The 26,904-nt window shown below is 59.0% G+C and carries 23 protein-coding genes; 17 read left to right on the top strand and 6 right to left on the bottom strand.

Going from position 1 to position 26,904, the window contains the following annotated elements; genetic code table 11:
- Nucleotides 1-4: 4 nt before the first annotated feature.
- The 3 genes from GQR90_RS04285 to GQR90_RS04295 form a co-directional block, all read right to left on the bottom strand.
- A complete protein-coding gene (locus GQR90_RS04285) occupies nt 5-877 on the bottom strand; it encodes a DNA replication terminus site-binding protein (protein WP_158773032.1) in 873 nt (290 codons plus the stop codon).
- A 261-nt stretch (nt 878-1,138) separates the two neighbouring features.
- Nucleotides 1,139-2,059 carry a carbon-nitrogen hydrolase gene (locus GQR90_RS04290; protein WP_158773033.1) on the bottom strand — a complete coding sequence of 307 codons (921 nt, stop codon included), beginning with the start codon at nt 2,057-2,059 and terminating at the stop codon, nt 1,139-1,141.
- Complete coding sequence (locus GQR90_RS04295; protein ID WP_158773034.1) at nt 2,059-3,135, bottom strand: agmatine deiminase family protein; 1,077 nt, start codon at nt 3,133-3,135, stop codon at nt 2,059-2,061. The genes GQR90_RS04290 and GQR90_RS04295 overlap by 1 nt, the downstream gene beginning before the upstream one ends.
- A 255-nt stretch (nt 3,136-3,390) precedes the next feature.
- Between GQR90_RS04295 and GQR90_RS04300 the strand changes: the two genes are divergently transcribed.
- Together GQR90_RS04300 and GQR90_RS04305 are read left to right on the top strand one after the other, a co-directional pair.
- On the top strand, nt 3,391-4,635 hold the full coding sequence (locus tag GQR90_RS04300) for a lipoprotein-releasing ABC transporter permease subunit (RefSeq protein WP_158775302.1): 1,245 nt from the start codon (nt 3,391-3,393) through the stop codon (nt 4,633-4,635).
- A 55-nt stretch (nt 4,636-4,690) separates the two neighbouring features.
- The gene (locus GQR90_RS04305; RefSeq protein ID WP_158773035.1) at nt 4,691-5,398 is read left to right on the top strand and encodes an ABC transporter ATP-binding protein; all 708 of its coding nucleotides are present in this window, start codon (nt 4,691-4,693) and stop codon (nt 5,396-5,398) included.
- A gap of 124 nt (nt 5,399-5,522) precedes the next feature.
- Here the strand turns inward: GQR90_RS04305 and GQR90_RS04310 are convergent, their stop codons facing one another.
- The gene (locus tag GQR90_RS04310; protein WP_158773036.1) at nt 5,523-6,068 is read right to left on the bottom strand and encodes a DUF2062 domain-containing protein; all 546 of its coding nucleotides are present in this window, start codon (nt 6,066-6,068) and stop codon (nt 5,523-5,525) included.
- Nucleotides 6,069-6,207: 139 nt separating this feature from the next.
- Here GQR90_RS04310 and GQR90_RS04315 point away from each other — a divergent pair, with 139 nt between their 5' ends.
- The 9 genes from GQR90_RS04315 (at nt 6,208) to murB (ending at nt 16,046) form a co-directional block, all read left to right on the top strand.
- Nucleotides 6,208-9,192, top strand: a complete 2,985-nt coding sequence (locus GQR90_RS04315) for a ComEC/Rec2 family competence protein (RefSeq protein WP_158773037.1) — start codon at nt 6,208-6,210, stop codon at nt 9,190-9,192.
- A 118-nt stretch (nt 9,193-9,310) separates the two neighbouring features.
- The gene (locus GQR90_RS04320) at nt 9,311-10,093 is read left to right on the top strand and encodes a MotA/TolQ/ExbB proton channel family protein (protein ID WP_158773038.1); all 783 of its coding nucleotides are present in this window, start codon (nt 9,311-9,313) and stop codon (nt 10,091-10,093) included.
- Complete coding sequence (locus GQR90_RS04325) at nt 10,090-10,515, top strand: ExbD/TolR family protein (RefSeq protein ID WP_158773039.1); 426 nt, start codon at nt 10,090-10,092, stop codon at nt 10,513-10,515. Before GQR90_RS04320 ends, GQR90_RS04325 begins: the two co-directional genes overlap by 4 nt.
- Before the next feature lie 28 nt (nt 10,516-10,543).
- Entirely contained in the window at nt 10,544-12,292 is a 1,749-nt protein-coding gene (msbA, locus tag GQR90_RS04330; protein WP_442778537.1) for a lipid A export permease/ATP-binding protein MsbA, read from the top strand.
- Nucleotides 12,289-13,278: a tetraacyldisaccharide 4'-kinase gene (gene lpxK, locus GQR90_RS04335; RefSeq protein WP_158773041.1), complete on the top strand. Its 990-nt coding sequence runs from the start codon at nt 12,289-12,291 to the stop codon at nt 13,276-13,278. The genes msbA and lpxK overlap by 4 nt, the downstream gene beginning before the upstream one ends.
- Before the next feature lie 107 nt (nt 13,279-13,385).
- Nucleotides 13,386-13,580, top strand: coding sequence for a Trm112 family protein (locus GQR90_RS04340; RefSeq protein WP_158773042.1), 195 nt, complete (start codon nt 13,386-13,388; stop codon nt 13,578-13,580).
- The gene (kdsB, locus tag GQR90_RS04345; protein WP_158773043.1) at nt 13,580-14,410 is read left to right on the top strand and encodes a 3-deoxy-manno-octulosonate cytidylyltransferase; all 831 of its coding nucleotides are present in this window, start codon (nt 13,580-13,582) and stop codon (nt 14,408-14,410) included. Before GQR90_RS04340 ends, kdsB begins: the two co-directional genes overlap by 1 nt.
- On the top strand, nt 14,410-14,985 hold the full coding sequence (locus GQR90_RS04350; protein WP_158773044.1) for a low molecular weight protein-tyrosine-phosphatase: 576 nt from the start codon (nt 14,410-14,412) through the stop codon (nt 14,983-14,985). Before kdsB ends, GQR90_RS04350 begins: the two co-directional genes overlap by 1 nt.
- Nucleotides 14,982-16,046, top strand: a complete 1,065-nt coding sequence (gene murB / locus GQR90_RS04355; protein ID WP_233266427.1) for a UDP-N-acetylmuramate dehydrogenase — start codon at nt 14,982-14,984, stop codon at nt 16,044-16,046. Before GQR90_RS04350 ends, murB begins: the two co-directional genes overlap by 4 nt.
- Nucleotides 16,047-16,181: 135 nt before the next feature.
- On the opposite strand, the gene rne is transcribed toward murB, so the two are convergent.
- Entirely contained in the window at nt 16,182-20,156 is a 3,975-nt protein-coding gene (rne, locus tag GQR90_RS04360; protein ID WP_158773045.1) for a ribonuclease E, read from the bottom strand.
- A 1,031-nt stretch (nt 20,157-21,187) separates the two neighbouring features.
- Here rne and GQR90_RS04365 point away from each other — a divergent pair.
- From GQR90_RS04365 to GQR90_RS04375, 3 genes are all read left to right on the top strand, one after another.
- Complete coding sequence (locus GQR90_RS04365) at nt 21,188-22,147, top strand: RluA family pseudouridine synthase (RefSeq protein WP_158773046.1); 960 nt, start codon at nt 21,188-21,190, stop codon at nt 22,145-22,147.
- Complete coding sequence (locus GQR90_RS04370; protein ID WP_233266428.1) at nt 22,140-22,829, top strand: HAD-IA family hydrolase; 690 nt, start codon at nt 22,140-22,142, stop codon at nt 22,827-22,829. Before GQR90_RS04365 ends, GQR90_RS04370 begins: the two co-directional genes overlap by 8 nt.
- An 81-nt stretch (nt 22,830-22,910) precedes the next feature.
- Complete coding sequence (locus GQR90_RS04375) at nt 22,911-23,996, top strand: S49 family peptidase (protein ID WP_158773047.1); 1,086 nt, start codon at nt 22,911-22,913, stop codon at nt 23,994-23,996.
- A gap of 32 nt (nt 23,997-24,028) precedes the next feature.
- On the opposite strand, the gene GQR90_RS04380 is transcribed toward GQR90_RS04375, so the two are convergent.
- Entirely contained in the window at nt 24,029-24,628 is a 600-nt protein-coding gene (locus GQR90_RS04380) for a Maf family protein (protein WP_158773048.1), read from the bottom strand.
- A gap of 258 nt (nt 24,629-24,886) precedes the next feature.
- Here GQR90_RS04380 and GQR90_RS04385 point away from each other — a divergent pair, with 258 nt between their 5' ends.
- The 3 genes from GQR90_RS04385 to plsX are packed head-to-tail and all read left to right on the top strand — an operon-like array spanning nt 24,887 to nt 26,712.
- Nucleotides 24,887-25,417 (top strand): YceD family protein, encoded by a 531-nt coding sequence (locus tag GQR90_RS04385; protein WP_024950606.1) that lies wholly within the window; start codon nt 24,887-24,889, stop codon nt 25,415-25,417.
- 33 nt (nt 25,418-25,450) lie between these two features.
- The gene (gene rpmF / locus GQR90_RS04390; protein WP_158773049.1) at nt 25,451-25,621 is read left to right on the top strand and encodes a 50S ribosomal protein L32; all 171 of its coding nucleotides are present in this window, start codon (nt 25,451-25,453) and stop codon (nt 25,619-25,621) included.
- A gap of 29 nt (nt 25,622-25,650) precedes the next feature.
- On the top strand, nt 25,651-26,712 hold the full coding sequence (plsX, locus tag GQR90_RS04395; RefSeq protein ID WP_158773050.1) for a phosphate acyltransferase PlsX: 1,062 nt from the start codon (nt 25,651-25,653) through the stop codon (nt 26,710-26,712).
- Nucleotides 26,713-26,904: the final 192 nt, after the last annotated feature.

A 26,904-nucleotide genomic window follows, 5' to 3' on the forward strand; every position in this document is an offset into this window, starting at 1 on the left:
ACTCTCAACGATAGCGATGCACACGCAGACTCTTGAGGAATGGCGCATCTTCTATGCGTACATCGCCACGGCGCGCGCGGGTTCGCTCGGTAGGCGGCGTACTCGGCGGCTGGTTGAGAGAGGGCAGTCGCAGGTCGTCATGCGGGAGAAATAGCGGCAACGATACATTCAGCGCGCGACGTGTGCGTGGCACTTCTCCATCGTCACGCAGTACTGGCTCGCGATAGAACAGGTTGGCGCGCATCAGTGGGGCCTGTGGTTGGATACGCGTCAGTATCTCGTCTGACGGTAAGCCAGCGAGCAGGCGTAGCTGCAAGCGAACATGCTCGGCCTCAGTATCCAGCTTCATCAGCAGTGCCTCGCAATCTGCCACGCTGATGCGCTGGATGGAGCGTCCAGAGCTGTACCAGGCAAAACGTACGCGAGCGACAGAGGCTTCTGCGACTGGCACGCGTCGCCAGCATTGTTTTAGGTGCAGTCGAGCAAGACCATCACCCCTGAGGTGCTGGTTCAATCCTGGATGGCGGAAAGGCAGAATCGCCTTGAGCTCCGAGAGTTGCTCAGGATATTTTTCGCGAAGCTCAGCGAAGAGCCTGGCGAGACGCTCTTTAGCCAAATTAAGCGCGACAACCGCGTCAATTACCTCAGGCCCGGCAGCCACTACTCCGAGGTAGGGGCGAGTCACGCGTCCATCCTGGCCGTCCTGATACCAGACATCCTGCAGGGCCAGGCGTAGCCAATGGATGTCAGCAGTGCCACCATCCAGTCTCCACAGTGACGAATCTTCTTTACTGACTGCGCTAATGACCTGCTCGGCAGCGGCTATTTGCTCATCAAAGGCCGCTTCGATACGGGCCATCAACTGGTATTCGGGCATGGTGTGCGTCCTGGTTGCGGCAGGCATAAGCTGGTTATGATTATCACGTTATCTTTATTTAGCGTAGCTTGACGCCAATGGCAAGTCACCCTTATGGCGCAGGTGGCAGATGATGCCGCAGGGCAGATGACAGGCAGTGATGAGGCCGGCAGTGATCAGGCAACAACGCATCATCCACAAATACCAAGGGCGCCTCGTGAGGCGCCCTTGGTATGGGATTGATATCAGGCACCCGATAGCGTCATCGGGTGCCTGCATGTCTCAGCGGTCGCGATAACGCTCGGTGAGATCGCCATAGGCATCGATACGGCGGTCGCGCAGGTAGGGCCAGATGCGACGCACATCTTCGCCACGAGTCAGGTCCACGTCGACCAACAGCTCCTCGGGATCAACGCCACCATGCGCGAGTAGCTCGCCCTGTGGCCCGCAAATGAAGCTACCGCCCCAGAACGCGATGCCATCACTCGCCGCGGACGGGTCAGTCTCGTGGCCGACCCGGTTGGCGACGATCACTGGCACGCCATTGGCGACGCCATGACTACGCTGGATCAGTGTCCAGGCATCTTTCTGACGCGTCTGTTCGGCTTCGTCATCGCGCGGGTCCCAGCCGATCGCTGTGGGATAGAGCAGTAGCTCTGCCCCGGCGAGTGCCATCAGGCGCGCGCCTTCCGGATACCACTGGTCCCAGCATACCTGCACGCCGAGACGCCCCACCGAGGTGGAGATAGGCTCAAATCCACGTCGTGGCGCCTGCGCACTTGGTGCATCGCCGGGCGTGAAGTAGAACTTCTCGTAGAAGCCGGGATCATCCGGAATGTGCATCTTGCGGAAGGTGCCTACCAGGCCATCGCTCTTATCGAGTACGACGGCAGTGTTGTGATACACGCCCGCGGCGCGGCGTTCGAAGATCGATCCGACGATGACCATCTCCAGCTCTGCGGCCAGAGCGGCCAGACGCTGGGTCGTGGGACCCTTGATGGGCTCGGCGAGATCGAAGATCTCGGTGTCTTCGGTCTGGCAGAAGTAGTGGCTGGCATGCAGTTCTTGCAGTAGCACCAGTTCGGCACCCTTTGCGGCCAGGCGGCGAATGGCGGCTTCACTGGCGGCAAGGCTCTTTGCCTTGTCGGGCCAGGCCTGCTGCTGAATAACACCAACCTTGAGCGAACGGCGAGAGGCGGACATCAGTGGTCTCCTAGGCGGGATTCAAGAGTGGGCTCTGCAAGCGCAGCAAGCGTGCCACGTGGCAGTTGCATGGTCATGCAGTGCAGGCTGCCATGTTGGCGAATCACGGCACGGCAGTCGACCGGGATGATGTCGCGTTTCGGGAAGGCGCTGGCCAGTGCTCTCAATGCGGACAGGTCGTGACGATCGGCATAGGTCGGTACCAGCACTGCGCCGTTGATGATCAGGAAGTTGGCGTAGGTCGCCGGGAGACGGTGGCCATCATCGGGATCGAAACAGGCATCAGGCCATGGCAGTGGTACCAAAAAATAGGGCTGGCCATTGGCATCCAGCAGAGCCTCAAGCTCGGCCTGCATGGCCTTGAGTGCTGGATAGTGCGGGTCCTGCGTATCGTCACAGCGCACGTAGGCGATAGTCCGTGGATCGCAGAAGCGCGCCAGCGTATCGACATGGCTGTCCGTGTCATCGCCTTCCAGATGGCCGTTGGCCAGCCACAGAATGCGCTCGACCCCGAAGTCGGCCTTGAGTTGGACCTCGACCTCTTCACGGTTCAGGCCAGTATTACGATTGTCGTTGAGCAGGCAGGCTTCGGTGGTGAGCAGGGTGCCCAGGCCATCGCTCTCGATGCCGCCGCCTTCCAGAATGAAATCGCGCGCTTCCACTGCACAGGCGTATACGCCTTGATCTGCCAGCGCACGGGTCAGCGCATTGTCCCGCGTAGACGCGAACTTGCCGCCCCAGCCGGTAAAGGTGTAGTCGAGCAGAATCGGCTGACCGTCACGCTCGATGGTGATCGGGCCGTGATCGCGCGTCCAGGTGTCGTCCAGTGGCGCGACACAGAAATGAAGCCGCTTGGCCGGTACGCCGAAACCGGAAAAACGCATCGCCAGTCGTTCGCGAGTAGCTTCGTCACAGACGCTGATCAGCACGTGTTGATAACGGCTGATGGCGATGACCATGGCCTCACAGGTGGCTTCGATGCTTTCGAGCATCTCATTCCAGTCGCTGTGTGGGCTGGGCCAGCTGAGCTGGATGGCGTCCTGCGGGTGCCATTCGGCAAGCAGTCGGGTGGCCATGGGCATCTCCCTGATGGCTGAAACATGAATGGACGTGTGATGAGATAGCATACGGCGCGCGATGATAGCAGAGCCATGCGCGGACGCTAGTCCTCCGAGAGGGCCTGTCGGCTTATTCATCCATCGCGCACCTGCGTGGTTCATGCTGTCCTCATACGAAGACTGGCAAACTGCGTTCGATTGTGGCCCCATGCGCCGAGCACGCGGAATGCGTATCATGGTCCGCGACCCTGACTCAAGGAATCGACTTCGATGCTGCTGGATCGCTTACCCTTTCTTATTGGCCTGCGCTATACCCGCGCCAAGCGCCGTAATCACTTTATTTCGTTCATTTCTCTGACCTCGATGCTGGGCTTGTCGCTGGGCGTCGCTGTGCTGATTCTAGTGTTGTCGGTGATGAACGGTTTTGACCACGAATTGCGCACGCGTGTACTGGGTATGGTGCCCCATGTGCGTGTCGAAGCACGCGATAGTGTGACTGACTGGAAGACACTTGCCGGTCAGCTGCGTGAAAAACCGCATGTGGTCGGTGCTGCCCCCTATATCGAGCAACAGGGCATGTTTACTGCCAGTGGCCGCAACAAGGGCGCACTGGTGACGGGGGTTGATCCGCAAGCGGAAGATCAGGTCTCCATCATCAGTGACCACATGGTAAGTGGCTCACTCGCGGATCTGACACCCGGCAGTTGGGGTATCGTGATGGGAGAACTGCTGGCGCGCAATCTTGGCGTTGGCATGGGGGATCGCGTCACGCTGTTGGTACCAGAAGCCTCCATCACGCCAGGCGGTATCTTCCCACGCCTCAAGCGCTTCACGGTGGCTGGTATCTTCAAGGTTGGCGCCGATGTAGATGCCAGTCTTGCCTATACCGATATCAGTGACATGGCCAAGCTGGCGCGCTTCAAGGAAGGCGATGTGCAGGGTATTCGCCTCAAGCTCGATGACCTGTTCAGCGCCGATCAGGTGACGCACGATATTGTCAGTCAGCTAGGGTCGCAATATCGCGGCATGGATTGGAAGCGCACACACGGCAACCTGTTCGCCGCCATCCAGATGGAGAAGAACATGATCGGCTTGCTGCTGATGGTGATCGTTGCCGTCGCGGCCTTCAACATCGTCTCGACACTGGTGATGATGGTGACTGACAAGCATGCCGACATCGCGATACTGCGAACGTTAGGCGCGAAGCCCGGCACCATCATGGGTATCTTTATCGTACAGGGGCTGACTATCGGGGTAATGGGCATCGTGATCGGCGCCATTGCCGGGGTGGCGCTGGCACTGAGCGTGTCTGACATCATTGCCTGGGTACAGGCGACGTTCGGCATCCAGTTCCTCGATCCGAATGTCTACTTCATCAGCTACCTGCCGTCGCGGCTCGAAGCAAGCGATATGGGTGTGATCCTGGGGTCTGCACTGGTACTCAGCTTCCTGTCGACGCTGTACCCGGCCTGGCGCGCCTCGCGCATCCAGCCAGCGGAGGTGCTGCGCTATGAGTAACTCCCCTTCGTCTTCTGACGTGTCACCCCGTTCTGATGTCATTGGAGAGATTGCCATGTCCACGCCTGCTTCCGACCGTCCGCAGGGCGAGGTGATGCTGATCTGTGAAGGCCTGAGTCGCAGCTACGATGAAGGCCCGCAGAAAGTGCAGGTGCTGGAGAATCTGGAGCTGTGCGTGCGTGCCGGTGAGCGAGTCGCGGTCGTCGGCACCTCTGGCTCCGGCAAGACCACATTGCTCAATCTGCTCGGTGGGTTGGATCATCCGAGTCACGGTATCGTCAAGGTGGCGGGGCAGCGTCTCTCCACGCTGAACGAATCGGCGCTGGGCAGCTTCCGTAATCAGCACATCGGCTTCGTCTATCAGTTCCACCATCTGTTGGCGGAATTCAGCGCGGAAGAGAACGTGGCGATGCCGCTGATCATTCGCGGTCAGAAACGTGCAGAAGCCGCCATCAAGGCGCGCAAGCTGTTGGACCGAGTGGGCATGGGGTCGCGTGCCGACCACAAGCCCGGCGAGCTGTCGGGCGGTGAGCGTCAACGTGTTGCCATTGCACGAGCGCTGGTGACTGACCCGAGCCTGGTGTTGATGGATGAGCCGACCGGTAATCTGGATCAGACCACTGCTGCGCGCATTCTAGCGCTGATGGATGATATCGCGCGTGAGGCACAGGCGGCCTTTATCGTCGTCACCCATGACGTAGGCCTGGCAGCGCACCAGCACCGTGTACTGCGTCTGGACGGCGGCAAGCTGTATGAAGACTGAGTCAATCCGCGGGTAGCGTTACCGCTGTGAGGCCAAACAAAATGCCCCACCATCTTTCGATGGTGGGGCATTTTGTTTGTGTGAAGACGGTGCGCGTCGACCAATCTATCGGTCGTCAGCAGTGTCAGGTTTTTGATTTCTCGCCTCGACGAGCCGCGACTCGCGCCTTGCGGCGACTGCGCCAACTGCGCACGACCTGATAACGCCACAGCAGCCGCACCAGCAGATTGCCGAGTACGGCGATCACGATGGCACTGACCAGCGAGCCGAGTGCCAATGCAGGAAGGATGTCTTCCAGCTGACTGGCAAACCAGGCCGTGGAGACTTGTTCTGGCATCACCCGCGCAGGGGTATCCAGCATCCAGGCACCCACGCGATAGGTCGCGTAGAAGACGACCGGCATGGTCAGCGGGTTGGTAATCCATACCAGGCCAACCGACAGCGCGAGGTTGCAGCGCAACGCCCAGGCACCAAAAGCTGCCAATACCATCTGGAATGGTATTGGCAAGAGTGCGCAGAACAGACCCACCATGAAGGCATTGGCCACGGTTCTCCGTGACAACGCCCATAGTGCGGGGTCGGCAATCAGGTGGTGCATGAAGCGAAGTGACTTCTTGCGCCTGAGAGCATCGGGTTCTGGCATGAACCGCTTGAGTAGACGACGAGGCATGGCTTGGCCATTTGGCATTCAACGCCCGCCATTATCCATACATGACCGCAGGACTGCCATGCTGTGTGTGCAGTAAAGCGGCCCGTATTGCGCAACCAGCGCATTGTAATCCGGCTCCGAGCACAAGGAAGCGCCCGCCATGCCTGATGGCACGCGGCATGTGTCACCTACTGATGCGGTGAACGACATGTCGGAAATCGTCGTGAACAGACCCTCCTGTTTGCCCCTGTTTCGGCTTTCGCCAGCACACCTGGTGCAATGGCTTGCTGGTCTGATGGTCGGCATCTGGCTGTCACGTCATGGTGAATGGGCCGCGGACTGGCAGTCGCGCTCACTGGAAGGTCTGATTCATGGAGCCTGGTTCAGTCCTGATCGATGGCTAACCGATAGCATGTTGCTGCCAGGTCTGATGCTGAGTTTCATGCTGCTTTTGCTGTTCAATACGGTAAAGCTCGATCCGGGAGATGCGTGTCAGCCTCCTCGGTGTTCGCGATTGCATAATGCTTTGAGGCGCAGTCGCCTGCATGGCATGCGAAGTCTTGGTGCGCTGTGGGTAGGCATCATGCTTGGGCTATTGAATCAGCCGTTGCTGATGCCAGAGGCACTGGCCCGTGAGCAGCTCTGGCTGGAAGGGCGTATTGAAGAGGCCAGCCGGTCAGCGCCTTCCCCCAGAGAATCAGCTCGTATGGTGCTGAAGGTGACAAGTTGTCAGCCTTTTATGCCCGTCAATATCAATGCTTCTGACACTCAGCGCTCAATAGCACCGGTGAGTGATGCAATGGAGCAGGCGAGTCATGGCTTCGCTTGTCAGCGTCTTGAAGGTCAGCGCGTTCAACTACGGCGTTATTGGCCGCGCAGTGGTGGAGATGATCACGTCCCCGGACGTTGGCAGATAGGTGAACACTGGCAATTAGTGGCACGTCTGGTGCCGGTAAGCGGAAACAGTAATCCCCATGAGCGAGACGCTTTCGACCGTGTCGGCTGGCTGTGGCGCGAAGGCCTGGTTGCGACAGGATATGTGCGACATGAAGCGCAAGCGCGACGACTATCACCGTCTCAAGGGTTGTCAGCTCTTCGTCTAGAGGCGGAACAGGCGCTATGGCAGCGTTGTGAAGGGAAGGTTGATCGCAGTATTGAGAGCGGTATAGAGAGGGACGACGAGATAGGCGTTGAGACAATCGAGTGGGCCACCAGCCCCTGTCGCTGGTTGGCTGCCCTGACGCTAGGCCGTGCTTCGGCGCTGACGCGTGAGGATTGGGACACACTCAATGCCACGGGTCTGACGCATCTGGCGGTGGTATCTGGCCTGCATGTGGGATTGATGGCCAGTCTGATGTTGCTGCTCGCTTTTGGTAGCCTGCGCCTTCTACGGCCTGCTGACTGGCGTTTCAGCACAGCACCTTGGTGGCTGGCATTCTTGGCGGCCTGGAGCTTTGCGCTGCTCGCTGGACTGGCCCCGCCGGCATTGAGAGCTGCACTGATGGCGAGTGTCGGGCTGTGGATGGCGAGTGGCCGCAGCGGCCTTGGCGTTTGGCAGGTATGGATGTTGGCCTTGATCACTGTATTGATACTGGACCCGTTGGCGCTGTGGCGGCCGGGCACCTGGCTATCATTTGTGGCAGTGGCTGTTCTGCTACTCGCGTGGCAAGGGCGAGCACGCCCTCGTGGCCTGCCGGGATGGTGCCACGCGACCTTGCGCAGCCAATGGCTGTTGTCGCTTGCGATGGGCGCGGCCCTGCTGATATGGCGTGGACAGCTATCACTGATCTCCTTGCCGATGAACCTCATCATGGCGCCGCTAGTGACTCTGCTGGTGGTGCCACTCGGCATGCTGGGCTGGGCAGTGGCGGGAGTCGAGTCTCTATTGGCTTTGGGTGGTTTTATTTCTGACGGCGGCGCTGGGGCAGGCGGAGCGCTTTGGCAATGGCTGTCATATTGGCTTGCGCTAGGGATCGAGACGCTCGCCCCGTTAGCCGAAACATATGGCATGTGGCCTTCTGGAAGCGGGTCGGCAGGGCTGGCAGAGACGTGGGTATTGACCGCGGCACTGATCGTGTTGTCATCAGCCTGGCTGGCAGGTGGAGTGCCGGGGCTCGATACGCAGGTGCAACGTGTCTGTGGTGGGGTGGCGGTTACCTGGGGGCTAGTACTTGGAGGCATGCTATTGATGTCTTCTTTCCTCGTTGACGTGAAAGTGCCACAACCTGACGCGTCACGCTCGTCGTATGATCCCGCGCTCAGTATTACAGTGCACGATGTCGGGCAGGGGCTGGCTATTTCGCTGAAGGTAGCTGCCAGCACGACAGAGGTATTGTCATCAATGGCTGCACCGGCATTGACGACACCGCTAGTCCCTCGCCTTTGGCACTATGACCTCGGCCCAGGCTCTACCTATGGTGCGCCGAGAATCGCCTCATTGCTGCCTGCAGCCCCAGTCGGCGGCGGCAAGCGGCAAGGTGTCATCGTCAGTCATGCCGACGGTGATCACGCAGGTGGTTTGTCGGCACTTGAAACTGACGATATTGCTGAGTTATGGGTGCCCGATCAACAGCGTGCACGGCTCTTGACTCAAGTTGGCCAACTGATGGAAGTGCCACTCAAGTCCTGCGTGGCTGGGCGCGAGGTCTTGCTGAATCGAATTGACGGAAAGCCACTGACGATGGAAGTGCTGTGGCCGTCCAGGGAACTGAAAATACGGAATGCGAATGCCCATTCCTGCGTAGTGTTGATTCAGTACGGCGCGCGACCTTTGGCATTGTTGACGGGGGATATTCGTCAGCAGGAAGAGCGCAGGATTGTCGCGCAGCTGAGAAAGCGCCTCGCAGGGGGATCGCTACCGCTTCTGATCGTCGCGCACCACGGTAGTCGCAGCAGCAGTGATGAGTCATGGCTGAAGGCGTTGTCGCCGCATCATGTGATCATCAGCGCTGGACGCTACAATGCGCACGGCCATCCACATGCAGACGTGGTGGTGCGTCTGGTCAATCACGCCGAGTGTCTTTGGCACACCGGACTGGATGGCGCTCTGCGTTGGGAGTGGTCGCCAATGGGTGAGCAGCTCGTTGCTGCCCGTGGGGCTGCTGGTATCAGTGCAGGGTGCCTTGGGGTAAAATCTGCTGATTGATCAGATGCATGGCGTTTTTATATCGCCAGCGTGGCAGGGATGACGCGCACGACTTCTGATGACGATAATAATGATTGCCTCCTGGTCAAAGAGGCATCGAGACCAAGGGAGAGGTCACATGCTGGAAGCCTTGTACGCAGGGGGAGTCTTGATGCTCCCGATTCTGGGATGCTCGGTCGTTGCACTGGCCATTATCCTTGAGCGCCTATGGACGCTACGCACGCGGCGGATTGCGCCGCGCGGGCTTGGGCAAAAAGTGTGTGAACTGATCAGCCAGGGGCAGGTCAATGTCTACTGGCTGGAGAGCCACTCTCCATTGGGTAACGTGCTGGCGGCGGGGCTGCGCAACGCGCGTCTCGGTAACGAACAGGTACGGGCGAGAATGCAGGAATCGGCTGTAGCTGTGATTCATGATATGGAGCGTTTCTTGAGTCCGCTGGGCACCATTGCTGCCATCACGCCACTATTGGGGCTGCTGGGTACTGTAGTGGGAATGATCGATGTCTTTGCCGTGATTGTGGATGCTGGCAGTGCTGAACGCGCTCAGGAACTGGCTGGCGGTATATCTCAGGCGCTGGTTACCACTGCCGCAGGTTTGACCGTCGCGATTCCGGCGCTGATGTTCCATCGTTACTTTCAGCGTCGTGTTGAAGATATTACCGTCAATATGGAAGAGCAGGCGGGGCAGGTAGTGGAATATATTTCACACCATCAGGGCGAGCTGGGTCTGGCCGAGAGCCACGATGGCATTGATCGTCGTAACGGTCAGGATCGTCGTGAAGCATCGCCAGGTGATATGCCTGCTTACATGCGCCGTGATGTAGATGACCCGTTTGGTGATGGGGCTCGCGACGGACGGGGTGGTGGTGACAAGGGGGCAGGTATCGGGAGGCCATCATGAGGTTCCCCAGGCGTCAGCGCGAGTCGGTGGAGGTCAACCTCACACCGCTGATCGATGTGGTATTTCTGCTACTGATCTTCTTCATGGTATCGACCACCTTTGATACCCGGCGTGCACTGGATTTGATTCTGCCTCAATCGAGTCAGGCCAGTGCTGTTGAACAAGCCCCGCTGATCTTGAGTATCGCAGCGGGCGGAGACTTTACGCTCGGAGAGGAGTCTCTCGCCGAGTCTGAGCTAGGAACGCGTCTTGCCGAGTACAAGGACCAGGCTGATCGCTTCGGACTGATTCTCGAAGCCGATGGCCGCACCCCACATGCCAAGGTGGTGAAGGCGCTAGATGCCGCCGCCGCAGTGGGCATCACTCGAGTGCGCATCAGTACGCGTACCAGGACGGATATATCACCACCGGATGCCCCTTGAGGGCACCGCCAAAGTCAATGGAGACCCCGTGAGTCGCGACTCCTCCTGGATTCATTACCGCCGCTTGCTCGGCTATGTTCGCCCGTACTGGAAGATGTTTCTGGCTGCGATTGTGGGCTATGTCATCTACGGTGCCTCTAGTACAGCACTTGCCGAGATGATGAAGCGTCTGATCGACGGCATTCAGAATCCCGATGCCCAGTTCAGGCTGTTTCTACCGCTGTTCGTGATCGGCATGTTCGCGGTGCGCGGGGTCGGCACCTTCCTGGGCACCTATTGCATGAGCGATGTGGCGCGTAACGTGGTGCATAACCTGCGCACTACCGTGTTCAATCACATGCTGCATCTGCCGGGACGTTACTTTGACGAGAACTCCATCGGCCATTTGATCACCCGCGTGACCTACCACGTCGAGCAGATCACCGGCGCTGCCACCAAGGCGCTGACCATCATCATGCGCGAAGGCTTCTTCGTGCTGGGATTGCTCAGCTATCTGCTGTGGACCAACTGGAAGTTGACGCTGGTCTTCATCGCGGTCACGCCGCTGATTGGCTGGGTAGTCAGCTACGCCAGCAAGCGCTTCCGCACGCTGTCCAAACGTATTCAGGGGTCCATGGGTGAAGTGACCCATGTCGCCTCTGAAGCCTTGTCTGGTCATCGTGTCGTGCGCACGCATGGTGCTGAGGATTTTGAGAAAGCGCGTTTTGCCGCGGTCAGTGAGTACAATCGCGAGCAGAAAATGAAAGAAGCCCTGACCAAGGCGACAGCCACACCTGTGATCCAGCTGCTGATTGCTATCGCACTGGCCACGTTGGTATGGCTGGCCATGGCGCCGGAGCTGATGGCAGGCATGACGGCAGGTGAGTTTGTCGGCTTCATCACGGCCGCCTCGATGATGGCGAAGCCGGTGCGCCAGCTTACCGAAGTGAATGGTGAGATCCAGAAAGGCATGGCGGCATCTGAAGAGCTGTTCAGCCTGCTCGACACACCCGCTGAACCAGATAATGGCAAGTTGCTGCCTGACGGACGACTGACCGGTCGCGTACGCTTCGATAATGTGTATTTCCGCTACGCTGCGCATCAACCGGATGTGCTCAAAGGGATTGATTTGGAAGTGGAACCAGGCCAGATGGTGGCGATTGTCGGGCGCTCCGGCTCCGGCAAGTCGACGCTGATGAGTCTGTTGCCACGCTTTTACGCGCCAACCGAAGGGCGCATTCTGATTGATGATGTAGCGATTGAGGACTATCAGCTGCGCCCGATGCGTCAGCAGATTGCGTTGGTCTCGCAAAATGTCACGCTGTTCAATACCAATATCACTGCCAACATCGCCTACGGTTCGGGCGAGGTGGATGTCGAACGGGTTGAGCAGGCGGCGCGTGCGGCTTACGCACATGAGTTCATCGAGCGCATGAGCGAGGGTTACGACACTATCGTTGGCGACAACGGCGTGATGCTTTCCGGTGGTCAACGACAGCGTATCGCGATTGCGCGTGCCATCTACAAGGATTCGCCGATTCTGGTGTTGGATGAAGCGACCTCGGCGCTGGATACCGAGTCCGAGCGTTACATTCAGCGTGCGCTGGAAGAAGTGTGTCAGGGCCGAACTACCTTCGTGATCGCTCACCGTCTGTCCACCATCGAGAAGGCTGATCGTATCCTCGTGATGGATGATGGCGAGATCATCGAAGATGGCACCCATGAGGAGCTGATTCAGCAGGAGGGCGCTTATGCTGCCCTGCATCGGATCCAGTTCCGGGAGCCAGTCGACGCATGAGTGAACGTCTGGTAGACGCCTGGTATCGCGGCGCCACGTGGTTACATCTGCTCCGCCCGCTGGAATATGTCTACAAGGACGTCGTCGCGCGCCGGCGTCAGGCATTCCTCAGCGGCAAGCGCGAGATATGGAAGGCACCGGTACCGGTGATCGTGATTGGCAACATCACGGTGGGCGGTACCGGCAAGTCTCCGTTGGTGGCCTGGTTAGGCCGCTGGCTGAGTGAGCAGGGCTGGCGCCCGGGCATCATCTCGCGCGGCTACGGCGGTCATGCGCCGCGCTATCCGCTATTCGTGCAAGCAGATACTGACCCGCAACATGCGGGTGACGAGCCGGTGATGTTGGCTCAGCAGACCGGTCTGCCGGTCGCAGTTGATCCTGACCGTCCCAGTGCAGCGCGTCGTCTGATTGCCGCTGGCTGTGACATTCTGCTCTCCGATGATGGGCTCCAGCACCATGCACTAGGGCGAGATATCGAACTGGTTGTGGTGGATGGTGAGCGCGGTTTCGGCAATCAGCGTTGTCTGCCGGCTGGCCCGTTGCGTGAGCCACTGTCGCGCTTGGCAAGTGTCGATGCAGTGATTTCCAACGGCAACATCGATTGCACATTGCTACCGATAGAGTCGCACTGCATGACGCTGACGCCGGTGCACTGGCGCCACCTGATCGACGATGTACGTTATCCAGCCAGTCATCAGCCTTTTAGTGGCGCAGTACATGCTCTGGCGGGCATCGGCAACCCTCAACGGTTCTTCCGTACCTTGACCACGCTGGGCGTAGAGCATATTCCCCATCCGCTGGCGGACCATCATCGTTTTGCGCCGACTGATCTGCGTTTTTCCGATAACTTGCCGGTGGTAATGACGGCCAAGGACGCGGTGAAGTGTCGGCGTTTTGCCAATGAACGCTGCTGGGCGCTCGATGTTGAAGCGCGTCCTGATCAGGCATTGGTTGAATGGCTCACCAAGCGTCTTGAAGCGCTCTGATACCATGATGAAATGCCGCTCGGCGAGGTGTCGGGTGGTCTGGTTGTCGCTTATGTTTCGATTTTTCTGCTTCTTATCATCCCCGCTATTACTCCGGAGACGTCTCGATGGACAAGGAATTGCTGGCGCTGCTGGTCTGCCCACTATGTCAGGCCAAGCTGACCTATGACGCGGCGAATGCCGAGCTGAAGTGCTTCTATGACGGCCTCGCTTACCCGGTGCGTGATGACATTCCCGTCATGCTGGAAGAAGAAGCGCGTGAGATGGATGTTGACGAGAAACTCAAGGGGAGCCGCGGCTGATGAGTGATCTCCCGCAGGACGAGATACTGTCGTCAGCAGCGTCGATCAGCGGCAGCGCAGACGGTTTCGTTGTGGTGATTCCCGCACGCTTCAATTCTTCGCGCTTGCCGGGCAAGCCGCTGGCGGACATTCACGGCCAGCCGATGATTCAACATGTCTGGCGCAATGCCTGTGCCAGTCAGGCGTATCGTGTTGTGATCGCCACAGATGATGAGCGAATTCGGCAGGCATGCGAGGCTTTCGGGGCGGAAGTGGTGATGACGCAGGCCGGGCATCCCAGCGGTACTGATCGTCTGGCGGAAGTGGTTCGCCTGCTTGAACTTGCTCCCGAGACGCTAGTGGTCAATGTACAGGGTGACGAACCATTGTTGCCGGCAGCACTGATTGATCAGGTCGCCGTGCGTCTCGAAGAGGATGCCGGAGCATCCATTGCGACACTGGCCGAGTCCATCGCCAGCGTCGACAGCTTGTTCAATCCGAATGTGGTCAAGGTAGTGCGTGACCTGCGGGGTCGCGCGCTGTATTTCTCACGTGCGCCGATTCCCTGGGACCGTGAGCAATTCATGACGCCGCCGACAATGCTCGCGACGGACTCATGGCTACGTCATATCGGCCTCTATGCCTACCGTGCTGGTTTCCTGGCAGAGTACGTCGACTGGCTACCCGCACCTCTCGAACAGATTGAGCAGCTAGAGCAGTTACGTGCACTGCATCATGGTCATGCCATTCAGGTAGCGATTGCGTGTACTGCGCATCCTGCAGGTGTTGATACGCAAGAAGATCTGGAGCGCGTGCGCGAGTGGCTAGCCAGCCATGCAGGAGGCGCGTGATGGGGACTGCTCCCTCTCAAGCACCAGTGGCTAGAGAGCAACTCGTCGCGCGTGAGACACCTGTTCAGCGCATTCTGATGGTGTGCCTGGGTAATATCTGCCGCTCGCCGAGCGCAGAGGGCGTGCTGCATGCTGCGTTGTCTCAACACTGGCTGGGCCAACGTGTCGAGCTTGACAGCTGCGGCACCAGTGACTGGCATGTCGGCGAGCCACCTGACCGGCGTGCCATTGCGCATGCTGCCAAGCGTGGTCACGATATCAGTGGGCTACGGGCGCGTCAGTTGCTGATAAGTGACTTCACGGATTTTGACCTGATCCTTGTGATGGATAATGCCAATCTGACCAATGTCTCTGCACTGGCACCTTCTGATGCCTCTGCCATGATCTGTCGTCTGCTGGATTTCTTGCCGTCACCGTTGCCCGCGCTGGCGGAAGGGAGTCGGGAAGTGCCTGACCCCTATGCCGGTGGAGCTGAGGCTTTTGAGCGCGTACTGGATCTTATCGATATCGCGTGTTCCGAGCTGATGGTCGTGCTGGAATCACAGCTAGCGAAGCAGTCGCGAGGCCTGGCGTGAGCAGTGTGAATGACGTGACAGACGCAGGCACTTCACGTGTCTCGCTGGCAGCGTTCAATACTCTGGGCTTCCCTGCGCATGCGCGTGCGCTCAGCGAGCCAGTCAGTATTGAGGCGGCGCATCGGGAAGTGCTGGCAGCACGTGCTGCGAATGAGCACCTTATCGTGATTGGTGGCGGTAGCAACCTGGTGTTGCTCCCGTGGCTGGATGCTCGCGTCATGCGGCCTGCCTTTGATGCGTTGACGGTGACGCCTTCAGAGGATGGCCAGACGGCTACCGTCTGCGTTGAGGCAGGTCGACGTTGGCATGATCTGGTGATGACACTGGCGGCGCAGGGGTGGTGGGGGCTTGAGAACCTGGCTCTGATTCCAGGGTGTTGTGGTGCTGCCCCCATCCAGAACATCGGCGCCTACGGTGTCGAGTTGGCAGATCATCTTCTTCGCCTGGAAGTGATGTCACTGGAAGACGGAAGCTGTCGCTGGATGTATCGTGATGAGTGTGAGTTTGGTTATCGCGCCAGTATCTTCAAGGGTGCGCTAGAGCATCGCGTCTTGATTACACGGCTTGAGTTGAGTGTCACGCGTGAAGCGACGCCGCGACTGGGCTATGGAGATCTCAAGCGACGTGTGAGTGATGTGACGGGCGAGGGTGAATCGCCGACACCACTGGCAGTCGCTAACGCTGTGATCGCGACGCGCAGTGAAAAGCTGCCGGACCCTGCGGTGCTAGGCAATGCGGGGAGTTTTTTCAAGAATCCTCGGATTCCGGCCGAGCAGGCAGAGGCGCTATTGCAGCGTTATCCTGCCATGCCACACTTTGTGCAGACTGACGGTAGCGTCAAGCTGGCAGCAGGTTGGTTGATCGATCAATGTGGTTTGAAGGGAGTGCGTCGTGGTCATGTCGGCGTTCACACTCAGCAAGCACTAGTATTAGTGCATTTTGGCGGCGGCCAGGTGGTTGAGCTCCTGGCACTGGCAGAGGAAGTGCAGGAGATGATAAATGCCCGCTTCGGGGTGATGCTTGAGCAGGAGCCTCGTCTACTGGGCGCCATGCCAGGCTGATATGCCGTGTTTACGCTCAGGAATGAGCCAAAAAAATGCCCCGCAGAAGTATCTGCGGGGCATTTTTGTTTGCATCACTGACGCTCAAGCAGGCTGCCTACACCATAAACCTCATGGTGAGGGCAGCCTGACCACTCAGCTTGACGTATTGCTGTTGTCATCCTGGGCGACCGTGTCCTGAGTGCTGACACCAGCTTGTTCAGCCTCCTCACGTTCACGACGTCTAACCTCGCGCGGATCGTTGTAGGCGCGTGCCCCACGCCGACGACGCTGTTCAGAGGCTGATGCTTCAGTCACTTCCTCTGCAGGCTCGCTGACCATGCTAGCCTCGTCGCTGGTGACGTGCTCATCGACACCATCCTGGGCAGCTGCTGCTTGCTCAGGCACATGTTGCTCAGGCACCGGCTGCTCTTGCATCGATTGTTCGGTCGTCGGTTCGACGGCAACGGAGGTGGCCGCTGCATCAGTAGGCTGAACATCGTCGAGTGTGACAGCTTCCACGACTTCCGGCTGAGCGGGAGTAGAAGATGTCTCTTCAGCAGCGATTTCTTCAGAAGTGCCAGCGTCAGAGGCCGCCTCTTCCCTTGGCGCAACTTCCGTTGCGATCGCGGCGGAAGTCTCGGCAGCGACCGGTTGCTCTGCAGAGGTATCATTGGCCTGCGCCTGGTGAACACTGCCCTGCTGCACAGCATGTTGCTCATCACGCTGTTTGGCGTGCTGCTCGACTTGATGAGGCTGATGGGCAGGCGTCTCACTTGCCTGCTCTGCGACCGCTGCAGCTTCTGCCATGACTGTTTCGGCAATCGGTGCTTCGGTTGCCGATGCTTGCGGCTCGACACTATTTTGCCGTGCCTCGATGTCCGATGCACTGACTTCAGTCTCTGCGACGGATTCGCTCGGCTCATCTGCAACTGTCAGCTCGGCACTTTCGATTACTTGACTCTTGCTGTCAGCAATGTCCACTTCGGTAGCCGGCGTCTCGACAACATGTTGCTCGACAGCGGTAGTGTCTGTCGTTGCCGTGGCAACTTCAGCCACCGGCGCTTCGGTTGTCGGAGCTTCGGTCGTGGGTGCTTCGGTCGTCAAAGTCTCGACAGTCTGAGTCTCGATAGCCGGAGCTTCAGGGGTCGTGGCTTCCCGAGTCAGAGTCGCAGTTTGGGCGTCAGTAGTCGCTGCAACACCCTCAGCGCCTTCCTCGGCAATCGCCGGAACAACGCCAGTTGTCGTAGTGCTGGCTACGGCATCGTTGGCAGTTGCTGTCACGGCCACTGCTGCCTGTGGGCCTGCGAGTGTCATTGCCTTGAGCGTCTGCTGTTCTTCGATTGCCTGCGGGTTAAGCGCATGGCTACGGCTCCGCTCGCGCGGATTGTTACGCGTCTCTTGCTGAGTCTCGGAGATAGCCTGTTCGACCTGCTCCGCTTGCTCTGCAGCCTTGATGGACTCTCGTGCCTGCCTGCTGTCGACCTGTTCTGCCTTGTCAGCCTTGCTCGGCTTCTCACCGCGGGCAGGTCTATCGCTGCGCTTACCTGAATCACGCTTGTTGGCAGCTTCGGGCTTGGCGCTGCTATCAGTCTTTGCGCTGGCGTCAGCCTTGGGAGCCGCCGTTGCTTGGGAGACAGTCTCAGTCTGTGCCGTTGCTACCGGCTCAGGCTTCTGAGACGGCTCGGCCTGGGGCTTGCTCTCGTTGGTGAAGACTTCCTGCTGGCTGTCCTGACGAGAGTCGTTTGTCTTGCGACGATTGCCACGATCATTGCGCTGACGGCGCTTGTTACCGCCATTGCGCCCTTCGCTCTGACTATCGTTACGGCTGTCAGCATCATTGTTACGTGCTGTCTCGGTGTTGAGGGCCGTGTCGTTGCTACGGGCTTCGTTGCCGCGAGTCTCGTTCTCTCCCGTGCGGCGACGACTGTCCTTGCGGTTGTCGTTACGACCGTCGTTACGACCGTCGTTACGACCGTCGCTACGTGAATTGCTGTTGCGTGAGTCGTTGCTGCGATTGCCACGATTTTCGTTGCGCGAAGAGGAAGTGGCTGTGTCGCTGACACTTTCACGACGCTCGCGTGCTTTTTCCAGTGCCTTGCGGGCTTCACTGGATTTAGTCGGTGCTGCCGGAGCGGCTGCATCATTACCCAGCAGGCGGCTAAAGCCTTTGGCCAGGCGTGACAGCAGACCGCCACCGCTGGCTACTGGAGTCGCGGTCTGAGCGACGACTTCCGGCTTGCTGGTAGAGGTGCGGCTATCCTGGCGGTTGTCGCCGCGCGAGCTTTGACGGCTGTCATTGCGTGTGTCCGAGCGGCTCTCTTGACGTCCTTCCGGGCGCGTATCCTGACGATTGCGTCCATTGCCATTCGTGTTGCGGCGACGGTTGTTGCTGTTCTTTCCGTTACCGTTGCGCGTCTCGTTGTCAGTCGTTGAGGCCGCTTCTTGCGGCGCAGCAGGAGTGGCGACCGGAGCAGGCGTCGGGGCTACTTCCACTTCAACTTCCGGTGCGGCAACTGGCGCAGGGGTAGTGTGAGAAACACTTTTGACAGCAGCTTCGGTGCGTGCCGGTGGCTTGTCGAAATTCGGATCTGGTTCCTTGCCCACCTCTGTCTCGACGGAGAGTTCGAAGCTGGACTTGTCAGCACCATCTTCATCGACGTGATCATCGCGCAGGCGAACCACTTCGTAATGAGGCGTATCGAGTTCCGGGTTCGGTAGCAGCACAACATTCACGCCCTGGCGACGCTCGATGTCGAACAAGGTGGCGCGTTTTTCGTTGAGCAGGTAGGTCGCGACAGGTACCGGCAAGATGGCGCGGATCTGCGAGCTGCGCTCCTTCATGGCCTCTTCTTCGATAAGGCGCATGATGGAGAGTGCCATGGAGCGCACGTCACGAATGGTGCCCTGGCCGTCACAGCGCGGGCAGACCACACCGCTGGTCTCGCCGAGTGACGGACGCAGGCGCTGGCGTGACATTTCCATCAGACCGAAGCGAGAAATACGCCCAATCTGAACGCGTGCACGGTCAATCTTCAGTGCGTCACGGACACGATTCTCGACTTCGCGCTGGTTGCGAGCCGGCGTCATGTCGATGAAATCGATCACGACCAGACCACCGATGTCACGCAGACGCAGCTGGCGCGCGATTTCGTCGGCGGCTTCCAGGTTGGTCTGTAGCGCAGTCTCCTCGATATCACTGCCGCGCGTTGCACGTGCGGAGTTGATGTCGATGGAGACGAGGGCTTCGGTGTGATCGATGACGATAGCGCCACCAGACGGTAGCTTTACTTCACGCTGATAGGCGGTCTCGATCTGGGATTCGATCTGGAAGCGCGAGAACAGCGGCACGTCATCTTCATAGAGCTTTATCTTCTGCTGATAGCTCGGCATTACCTGACGCACGAAGGACAGGGCTTCATCCTGGACTTCGGAGGAATCGATCAGTACTTCACCGATATCGTTGCGTAGATAATCGCGCATGGCGCGGATGATGACGTTGGATTCACGGTAGATCAGGAAGGGAGCAGGGCGGCTTTCCGCCGCCTTGGTCACGGCATCCCAGACCTGAGCGAGGTAGTCCAGATCCCACTGCAGCTCTTCAGCGCCTTTACCGATACCTGCAGTACGCACGATGACACCCATGCGGTCTGGCAGAGTGAGGCTGTTCATCGCTTCTTTCAGTTGCGCGCGTTCTTCACCCTCGATGCGGCGTGAGATACCACCGGCCCGCGGGTTGTTGGGCATCAAAACCAGGTAACGCCCGGCCAGACTGATAAAGGTTGTTAACGCTGCACCCTTGTTACCACGTTCTTCCTTGTCGACCTGGACAATGACTTCCTGGCCTTCCTTGAGGACTTCGCGGATGTTGGGGCGGCCTTGGCCTGGATCCTTTGAGAAGTACTCGCGGGAAATCTCTTTCAGCGGCAAGAAGCCGTGGCGTTCAGCGCCGAAATCGACAAAGCACGCTTCGAGGCTGGGCTCGATGCGCGTTATCTTGCCGCGATAGATGTTGGCTTTCTTTTGCTCGCGGGCCCCGGACTCGATGTCGAGATCGTAAAGGCGTTGTCCGTCGACCAGTGCGACGCGCAGCTCTTCCGGCTGGGTCGCGTTGATGAGCATCCGTTTCATGTCGTCTCGCTAGACTGGGCGTGCCGAAGGGCAGCCGCATTATGCGTCGGCGACGAGGAACCGTTTTCAGCTTCGTGTTGTGCTCAGCGCATGTCGTGGAATGCGTCTTTCGCATGCAGGAAAACCCGGAGGTAGGCCACATGCGGCATGATCATGTTGAGTACTTGGAAGAGGCAGGACGTGTTGCGGGGAATGCTGCTCCTCCGGCCCTGCGGTCTCTTCCTTACACCTGGCATTCGCCGATTCATCGACGCCGGCCTTCGGCACGGATATCGAATGAGTGCCCAGGCATCATGCCCGAGCGGTCTTGTATCTTGAGGCTCATGAACGACTGAGCGTCTTGCGGTGTGACTTGTGCGCCGGGCGCTCAATGCTCTCTCGTGGAGTGACACTGGGGGCCGACGACGCTGCGGCGCGCGGAGATCAGGCTTTCCGCGCCCGCTGATATCGTCCCCTCGTCTGAGCAAGAGCGATATCAATGTTTTTCGTGATGACGCTGACAAACCACTGGCGCCGAACGACTGTCCTTGAGGCAGCATTCGATTCCTGCAACCGGCAGGTTCGATGCGCAGGACAGCACGCTACCGACAGGAGTAGATGACAACAGGGTGCGCAGACATCGTGCACGGTGCTGAGTCTCGATGTTGAATGTCGGTGCGCGTTATTTCGTGCGGGCCATCTGGCCTTCTTCGCTGGCTCGCGACACCTTTGAATGGGGTGTATGACAAGCCGTTTTCCCAGCCACTCTGGCTGGGTTGCGAAGCTAATGATCGGGCATATAGAGAAGGCCCATCCCACTGGGTTTGAATATACCAGCAAAGGTATGGGCCAGCAATTCAGTTGCCAGATCAAACGCTTCGCCTCCAGCGCCCACTGAATGAGGCTTGCAGGCAAGGCATGACATGTCGTCATTGGCGTGATGATTCCCCATTGGTCTCATGACACCGTAGAATGAGCGGCCTGAGTGCGTCACGGCGTACGGCAACATGATGAGCAGGCAGCGCGAAGGCGATGCCAGAAAGGAGCGAGACATGGCCGAAGGCCAAGCAGTCCAGTGGATCGAGATCGCCCCGGAAATGGCCGGGCAGCGCATCGATAACTTCTTGCGTACTCGCCTGAAAGGCGCCCCCAAGGCACTTATTTATCGCATCGTGCGCAAGGGTGAAGTGCGTGTTAACAAGAAACGCATCAAGGTGGATTATCGTCTGCAGGCGGGAGATCTGGTGCGCGTGCCGCCGCTGCGGTTGTCACCGGAAACGGCTGTGCAAGAAGTCAGTGACAATCTTCGCAAGGTGCTGGAAGGCTGCATTGTCCGCGAGACAACTGACTTCATGGTTATCAACAAGCCGTCTGGGCTCGCCGTTCATGGGGGCAGTGGTGTCAAGATTGGTCTGATCGAGGCCATGCGTCAGGTTCGCTCGGAGTTACCATTCCTGGAGCTGGTGCATCGTCTGGACCGTGATACCTCCGGTTGCATCCTGCTCGCCAAGTCGCGGACTGCACTTGTGCAGCTGAATGCTGATCTCAAGGCCCACAAGATGACCAAGCTGTATCTGGCGCTGGTCGAAGGGCGTTGGGATGCGCGGCGTGATTACGTCAATGCGCCGCTGGAGCGTTATGACGGTGGCAATGGTGAACGTCGTGTCCGTGTTGATGAAGCCGGCAAGACGGCCAGTACGCGCTATGCGGTGCGTGAGGCCTTTTCCAGCATGACGCTGGTCGAAGCCGAACCCGTCACTGGGCGTACGCACCAGATTCGCGTGCACTCGGTACATGCAGGGCACCCGCTGCTGGGAGATACCAAGTACGGCACTGAGCGTGGTAACACGTTGGCAAGAAAGGTTGGCCTGGAGCGCCTGTTCCTGCATGCCGCTCAGCTCAGCTTCCCTGACCCGAGTGACGGGCGCACTGTCACAGTACGCGCTCCGTTGGATGCACGCATGAAGGGCGTGCTGGCGAATGCCCGCAAGACGGGAGCTCGTCATGACTGATCACATGATGGCACTTGCGGTGCCGCGTTACCGTCTCGTCATTTTTGACTGGGACGGCACGCTGATGGATTCCGAGGCGCGCATTGTCGGCTGTCTTCAGGCAGCGTCGCGTGAGCTGGAGATAGGGGAACTGTCTGCAGCGGCGGCGCGCGACATCATCGGTCTTGGATTGCCTGAGGCAATGGAGCGGTTGTTCCCGGGGATCACCGAGTCGCAGGGCGAGGCATTGGTCGCGGCTTACAAGCGCCATTTCGTGGCGGTCGATACGACGCCGCTGAATTTCTTTCCGGGCGTCGAGGCAGGGCTTGCACGCTTGCGAGCCCATCCTGATCAGCTGTTGGCCGTTGCAACAGGCAAGAGTCGTCGCGGGCTGGATCGCATGTTTGAGCATCACGCCTGTGGCGATTGGTTCCATGCATCGCGTACCGCAGACGTGACACGCTCCAAGCCGCACCCCCTGATGCTTGAAGAATTATTGGCAGAGTTGAACGTTGAGGCTCACCACGCCCTGATGGTTGGCGATACCGAATATGATCTGGAGATGGCGCGTGCGCTGGGCATGCATAGCGTTGGCGTTGACTATGGCGTGCACAGCGTGCCGCGCCTCGAAGCCTGTTCACCACAACGCGTGGTCTCACACTTCGATGAGCTGATGGATTGGCTATACGTCCCGCAGCAGTAACGCAGTGGCATAACGGTTGATCTGGCAGGGTATGCAGACTCCTGAGATGAATAACAGAACAAGGGACAGGAGCAAGACGCAATGAGTGATCAACCGCATGATCCGTGGCGTGAAGGCCCGGGGGAGCAAGCTCAGTCAAGGGGGCAGGCTGGGGAGTTGGCAGGCCACCAGCAACCACATGGTGCAGCCTCGGCTGAAAATGTGGATTGGCAGGCCCGCGAACGTACCGCGCAGCTCGAGATGATGGACCGCTGGATACAGGGCGTCGTTACTGAGCAGCGCCGGTCGCGGCGCTGGAAGCTATTCTTCCGCTTCCTGTTCGCGTTGCTGTTCATCGCCTCGATCGCGACCTCGGTATCGATCTTCATGCTGGGTAGCCAGCCGGCAGCGCTGCCCGGTGAAAAGCATCTGGGTATCGTGCGCGTGAAGGGTGTGATTGAAGCGGATGGCGAGGCCAATGCCGAGCGGATCATCAAGGGCTTGCGTGCCGCTTGGGATTCGCCGGCCTCGGTAGCTGTCGTGCTTGATATCAATTCGCCAGGCGGAAGCCCGGTTCAGTCTCAGCGCGTGTACGATGAGTTGATGCGCATGCGTGAGAAGGGCGACAAGCCCGTCATTGCCGTGATTGAAGACCTGGGTGCGAGCGGTGCGTATTACATGGCAGCGGGCGCTGGAGAAATCATCGCGGCACCATCAAGCCTGGTGGGCTCCATTGGCGTCATTTCCTCAAGCTTCGGGCTCAAGGGACCGATGGAAGAGCTGGGTATCGAGCGTCGAGTATTTACCGCCGGCGAGAACAAGGCGTTCCTGGATCCGTTCTCCGATATCTCGCCGGATCAACGTGCCTTCTGGCAGGGTGTGCTGGCGACAACGCATCAGCAGTTCATCTCGGCGGTCAAGGCAGGTCGGGGAGATAGACTCAAGGATGACCCGAAGCTGTTCTCCGGCCTGATCTGGACCGGTGAGCAAGCGCTTGATCTGGGCTTGATCGATCGTACTGCAACGCTTGAGCAATTGACGGCAGAGTTGGCACCCGAGGGCGGTATCCATGACTACACGCCGCGCCAGGATGCGTTTGAGCGCTTTACGCGCCGTTTCGCTGGGGTAATGGCCAGTGCTGTTGGCCTGGAGGCGACGGTGTCGCCGGTCAGCTATCGCCTGCCATAGTCACTGGCTGCATTTGTCACTGACTGGGCGAGTCATCGTGTGCCCTGGTGATCGAGAAGTGGATCAAGGCCTGCCTCGCGCAGCAGTTCGCACAGGCGAATCAGTGGCAGGCCGATCAAGGTGTTGGGGTCACGACCTTCAAGGCGCTCGAACAGTGTGATGCCCAGTCCTTCCATGCGAAAGCTACCCGCAGAGTCGAGCGGTTGCTCGCGTTCCACGTAACGGGCGATCTCTTCGCTGCTCAAGATGCGAAAGACGACGTCGAAGCTCTCGTGGCAGACCCAATGGCGCGGCCTGGAAGTATCGATCAGTGCCAGGCCGGTCACGAAGCGTACGCGTCGACCTGAAAAGCGTGCCAGCTGGTCGCGTGCCGCTTGCAGGTCTGCAGGTTTGCCGAGGATCTCACCCTCGAAGACGGCGACCTGGTCACTGCCGATGATCAGATGTTGCGCGTAGTTCTCGGCTACGGCGTTGGCCTTGCCCAGCGATAAGCGATGCACCAGTGTTTCGGCGTTTTCGCCGATGCGTGGTGTCTCGTCAATGTTGGGTGTGCTGCAGTCGTAGGGCAGACCGAGGCGATCCAGTAGTGCGCGCCGCCAGCGTGAGCTGGAAGCCAGTACCAGGCGAGTCATTGCAAGTGTCCAGAGTGGCGGCCCTGCTGGTCGCGAGAGGCGTTTCAGGGCATTTGTATGGCAAGTCATTGAAATGACGAGGGTTGCAGGATGCCGTAAATCCTCTCGGCATTGAAGTGGCAGGGGCGTACAATCGCGCGCTGTACATGTTTCCTGTCATGACACCCCTGGTTGTCATTGAAAGAAAGCATGTGTGGAATGAACAAGTTGCTCATGCATTTTGACACCGGGAGGGGGAATCCCTATTATGGCGCGCCTATGTTGACCACAAGACTGCCGACCAAGGTCGAGCCCTACCGGCTGGCGTCATCGGGTAAATGCCTTGAAGGTGTTATCCCGCTGGCGGACATGCCCCGTGTCGTAGAAGCTATTGGTGTGCAGGAAAGCGACGTTCGTATATCGCTCACCTTCGACATTGATAGTCAGCGACGCAGCTTCATCGAAGGATCCATCTCTTTCGAGGCAAGTCTGCTGTGTCAGCGTTGTCTGAGGCCGACTGAGCCGGAGCCGCTTTCCAGCGACTTTCGACTAGGTCTCGTCACCAGCGATGCACTGGCGGCACAGCTGCCCGGTGAGTACGAGCCGGTAGTGGTGGAAAACGAACAGCTGGACCTCCTGTCAGTGATCGAGGATGAAGTGCTCCTGGTCCTGCCGCAGGTGGTCTACCACGAGGAGGCAGATTGTGCCGTCTCGCGCGACCAGCTGGCCAGCGGTGTGGAACCCGAGGCCTCGGACGCACCCGCTGTGAATCCATTCAGTGTGCTTCGCACTCTGAAGGACAAGCACTGAACTCATTTTGTCGACAAGATTGGAGTAATCCCCATGGCAGTTCAGCAGAACCGCAAAACCCGTTCCAAGCGTGGCATGCGTCGTAGCCACGACGCTCTGACAGCACCGACCCTGTCCCAGGACAAGGAAACCGGTACTATCCACCTGCGTCACCACGTTTCTGCCGACGGTTTCTACCGTGGCCGCAAAGTCATTGATGCATAAAGCATTGATGCAGCGCGCGGTGTAACGCCGTGCGTATAGCCATCGATACGATGGGCGGGGACTTCGGTCCCCGCGCTACGTTAAGGGGCACGGCCAGTGCACTGCTGCGCGATACGCGGCTATGCGCTACCCTTGTTGGTCCCGGGCATCTCTTGGATGCTGAGCTAGATTCCCTTCCTGCTTCACTCTCTCATGTTCGTGATCGCCTTCAGACCCTGGCCGTCGACGGCATTGTCGCGTCTGATGCACGGCCCTCCCGCATATTACGAGGCCGTGAGCCCAGTAGCATGTCGGAAGCCTTGCGTCTGGTCGCCAGTGGTCATGCCGATGCCTGTGTCAGTGGTGGTAATACTGGTGCGCTGATGGCGCTGGCCATGCGAGAAGTGGGGAGAGTGGTGGGGGTTGAGCGTCCGGCGATCTGTGCGGCAGTGCCCACACGGGGCGCGCGTCCTTGTCATCTGCTGGATCTTGGCGCAAACGTGGAGGTGGCGCCTCGCCATCTGCTCGCGTTTGCACGCATGGGGGCTCTTCGTTGCCGCCTGCTCGAGGGTGTCGAGCGGCCGCGTGTCGGCCTGCTCAATGTGGGTGTCGAGTCGGGTAAGGGCACGACGCAAGTGCGTGAGGCTGATGCACTATTGGCTGGTGCGGGGGAAGATTTCGACTACCTTGGCTTTGTCGAAGGGGGAGAGCTGTTCTCGGGCACGCTTGATGTCGTGGTGTGTGATGGCTTCGTCGGTAACATAGTGCTCAAGAGCAGCGAAGGGCTGGCGCAGATGTTGGCCGCTCAGCTTGGCGACACATTGGCAGCCAGCTGGCGGGCGCGATTGATGGCCTGGCTTGCACGTCCGGCATTGACGCGGCTCACACGAGAGATGGACCCGGTGCGTTATAACGGAGCCAGTCTTTTGGGGCTCGCCAGCGTGGTAGTGAAGAGTCATGGCGGGGCGACTGGTGATGGTTTTTCCTTCGCGGTGACGCGTGCCGCACATGAGGCGCACCAACAGTTGCCGGCGTACTTGGCAACAGGCATGACCCACGCAAGTGATATTGAGGGCGCAGTTGAGAGCCCTAAAAAAGAACTAGATAAGTAAATTGGTCTGAAACTTGTCCTCTGGGGTCGAGCTTGAGCGCGCACGGTGCGACAATGCCAGCGCTTGGCAGGAGAGCTGCTCACGCAAGGGCTTCTTCGCGCATTCAGACTGAAGCAGTCATGTGGTCGGTGGCAGGCAAGATAATCGTGCAGAGTGATTCATGGGTCCCAAGTGGGTCATGGGTGTGGCGTG

Source organism: Cobetia sp. L2A1 (genome assembly GCF_009796845.1).
GTDB lineage: Bacteria > Pseudomonadota > Gammaproteobacteria > Pseudomonadales > Halomonadaceae > Cobetia.

What these genes read in the sequence shown, in the direction of transcription:
- GQR90_RS04285 (WP_158773032.1), bottom strand. Translation starts at nt 877, where the DNA reads ATGCCCGAATACCAGTTGATGGCCCGTATCGAAGCGGCCTTTGATGAG.
- GQR90_RS04290 (WP_158773033.1), bottom strand. Translation starts at nt 2,059, where the DNA reads ATGTCCGCCTCTCGCCGTTCGCTCAAGGTTGGTGTTATTCAGCAGCAG.
- GQR90_RS04295 (WP_158773034.1), bottom strand. Translation starts at nt 3,135, where the DNA reads ATGGCCACCCGACTGCTTGCCGAATGGCACCCGCAGGACGCCATCCAG.
- GQR90_RS04305 (WP_158773035.1), top strand. Translation starts at nt 4,691, where the DNA reads ATGTCCACGCCTGCTTCCGACCGTCCGCAGGGCGAGGTGATGCTGATC.
- GQR90_RS04310 (WP_158773036.1), bottom strand. Translation starts at nt 6,068, where the DNA reads ATGCCTCGTCGTCTACTCAAGCGGTTCATGCCAGAACCCGATGCTCTC.
- GQR90_RS04315 (WP_158773037.1), top strand. Translation starts at nt 6,208, where the DNA reads ATGCCTGATGGCACGCGGCATGTGTCACCTACTGATGCGGTGAACGAC.
- GQR90_RS04320 (WP_158773038.1), top strand. Translation starts at nt 9,311, where the DNA reads ATGCTGGAAGCCTTGTACGCAGGGGGAGTCTTGATGCTCCCGATTCTG.
- GQR90_RS04325 (WP_158773039.1), top strand. Translation starts at nt 10,090, where the DNA reads ATGAGGTTCCCCAGGCGTCAGCGCGAGTCGGTGGAGGTCAACCTCACA.
- lpxK (WP_158773041.1), top strand. Translation starts at nt 12,289, where the DNA reads ATGAGTGAACGTCTGGTAGACGCCTGGTATCGCGGCGCCACGTGGTTA.
- GQR90_RS04340 (WP_158773042.1), top strand. Translation starts at nt 13,386, where the DNA reads ATGGACAAGGAATTGCTGGCGCTGCTGGTCTGCCCACTATGTCAGGCC.
- kdsB (WP_158773043.1), top strand. Translation starts at nt 13,580, where the DNA reads ATGAGTGATCTCCCGCAGGACGAGATACTGTCGTCAGCAGCGTCGATC.
- GQR90_RS04350 (WP_158773044.1), top strand. Translation starts at nt 14,410, where the DNA reads ATGGGGACTGCTCCCTCTCAAGCACCAGTGGCTAGAGAGCAACTCGTC.
- rne (WP_158773045.1), bottom strand. Translation starts at nt 20,156, where the DNA reads ATGAAACGGATGCTCATCAACGCGACCCAGCCGGAAGAGCTGCGCGTC.
- GQR90_RS04365 (WP_158773046.1), top strand. Translation starts at nt 21,188, where the DNA reads ATGGCCGAAGGCCAAGCAGTCCAGTGGATCGAGATCGCCCCGGAAATG.
- GQR90_RS04370 (WP_233266428.1), top strand. Translation starts at nt 22,140, where the DNA reads ATGACTGATCACATGATGGCACTTGCGGTGCCGCGTTACCGTCTCGTC.
- GQR90_RS04375 (WP_158773047.1), top strand. Translation starts at nt 22,911, where the DNA reads ATGAGTGATCAACCGCATGATCCGTGGCGTGAAGGCCCGGGGGAGCAA.
- GQR90_RS04380 (WP_158773048.1), bottom strand. Translation starts at nt 24,628, where the DNA reads ATGACTCGCCTGGTACTGGCTTCCAGCTCACGCTGGCGGCGCGCACTA.
- GQR90_RS04385 (WP_024950606.1), top strand. Translation starts at nt 24,887, where the DNA reads ATGTTGACCACAAGACTGCCGACCAAGGTCGAGCCCTACCGGCTGGCG.
- rpmF (WP_158773049.1), top strand. Translation starts at nt 25,451, where the DNA reads ATGGCAGTTCAGCAGAACCGCAAAACCCGTTCCAAGCGTGGCATGCGT.